Raw genomic sequence first — 1914 nt, 5'->3', positions numbered from 1 at the left:
CGAGGCATACGTGTCATCGGAACGGGCTTGGGCTGTTCAGCGGGCTCAGGCGGCAGGCCGCTACTGCCGGCTGCCGGTGATGCGGCTGATCACGAAGGTGTCCCGCGGTCTGAAGCCGAAGGTCGAGTGGGTGGATCAGAATGGCGTCGTTGGTGCTCATGAGCTGAGTCGTCTGGACTGGCGTGAGCGGCAGTGGCTCTTCCTGGAGGGACCGGATGGGCCGGAGCCGGCGTGGCTGTGGCTGACTGAGCAGGGTCTGCCGATGGCCCCGGACCGGTGGAACGGCGTGTTCAGGGGCGCCAATCTGCGGTGTGAGCAGGTCCTGCTCGCGGCGGAGGAGCGGAAGATCGGGCGCATGCTCCGGCTGGCCGAGGTGCGTGGCAAGACTCCGTACGCGACGCCGCACTCTGCCCGGCACTCGTTCGCTCTGTTCATGCTGATCCTGCTCAATGAGCTGTTCGAGTCTCGTTACGGACTGACGAAGAAGGACCGACGGGACTTCGCCCAGCTGTTCGGCGACCCGTGGTGGCTGGTCAAGACGCTGCTGGGGCACACAGACGTTGAGACGACCAAGCGCCACTATCTCGCGCCCGTCGCTCATCTTCAGCTGGAGTCAATCCTCGCCGTTGCGGAGTTCACCGACGAAGGTCGGGACTTCGAGGACCTGGACGGAGTGTTCGCCCGGCTGGCCCGTGAGTCGGCGGGCATCCAGGACATCGACGGCATGATCGGGGTCGGGTCGTGAGCGGACGGGGACGCAAGGCGGTCCTGCCACCGGCCGGGCATCGGGCCGACGCTCCGATGTCTGTGAACGGCCTGGTCGTGACCGTCACGAACGGAGCTGGCTTCAAGCAGGAGTACGACTTCGCTGAGCTGCCGGTCTCGGACGTCATGCAGAGTTCGCTGGCAGTGGCTTTCGCCGCTCAGGCCCGCAACTGGACGAGCCATGGGTCTGCAATTGCGTGCTGGCGGCATGTCCGGCTGTTCGCCGCGTTCGTATCAGGGCTGGAGTGCCCGCCGGACGACCTGGACGGGCTGACGGTGGCGATGATCAAGCGGTGGAGGGCCGCGCATATCGGCACCAACGACGGCAAGAAGACTCTCGCCACGATGCGGGTACTTCTGCTACGAGACCCACGGCTGGCGGCAGGGGCGGTCGCTGAGGAATTCGCCAAGCGCATCCCCATGCCCACCCCGAGCAAGGAGACGTCCTCGCAGACCGAGCTGGAGCGGGTGCTGCTGGCAGCACAGCAGCAGTTTCGTGCCGCCCGTCTCCGGATCGAGGAGAACACGCGCCTGCTGGAGGCGTGGCGGGCCGGCCAGCTTCCCGCAGGAAGCCGGGAGAGGAAGCTCGGGGAGGTTCTGGACCATCTCGCTCGCACCGGAGACGTTCCTCGCACGCGCCATCCGGGAGGGCAGACGTGACGCATCACCGGCTTCTGGGGGCGTGCAACGCGGCCAGCACCTGGGGCCGGCTCTTCCTGCAGCGCCAGGAGCTGACGGCTCTCGCTGTGCTGCTGACCCACCGGTTCGCCTGGAACCTGTCAGTCCTCGACCGGATGCCGACTCCGTCCATGGCGCCTTCCTCAGGCGAACGAGCTTCAGTGACTTACCAGGTTGAGGTCGAGAAGCACAGGCGGGGCGGCGGCCGATGGTTCTCCACGGAGAACATCACCGACTCCGGGGCCGACTCCCCTGGACGGTTGATTACGCACGCCATTCAGGCCACCGCACACGGTCGCGAGCTCGCTGCCCGTCTGTCCCCAGGGACGGATCTACTCATGGTCGCGCGTTCCCAGCAGGTCGAACGGTTGGAACACCGAAACGCGGACCGCCCGAAGCCGGTCGGCCCCTTGGTGTTCGGCATCGCTCCCGGGGATGCGAACCATTGGGGACGGACTCACCAGCTTGACG

At 66.6% G+C, this 1914-nt stretch carries 1 protein-coding gene and 2 pseudogenes; all 3 read left to right on the top strand.

Annotation, left to right across the window (positions count from 1 at the left end; genetic code table 11):
- Positions 1-745 (top strand): annotated as a pseudogene (locus ACZ7HQ_RS45235) (integrase); the annotation flags it as partial.
- A gap of 62 nt (positions 746-807) precedes the next feature.
- The gene (locus tag ACZ7HQ_RS45230; RefSeq protein ID WP_471003422.1) at positions 808-1425 is read left to right on the top strand and encodes a hypothetical protein; all 618 of its coding nucleotides are present in this window, start codon (positions 808-810) and stop codon (positions 1423-1425) included.
- Positions 1422-1914, top strand: a pseudogene (locus ACZ7HQ_RS45225) (hypothetical protein); the annotation flags it as partial. The gene ACZ7HQ_RS45230 and the pseudogene ACZ7HQ_RS45225, both read left to right, overlap by 4 nt.

It is taken from the genome of Streptomyces sp. NPDC037290, assembly GCF_055603245.1.
The sequence above is the reverse complement of the archived record's forward strand: the minus strand, read 5'-3'. Positions and strand labels throughout refer to the sequence as shown.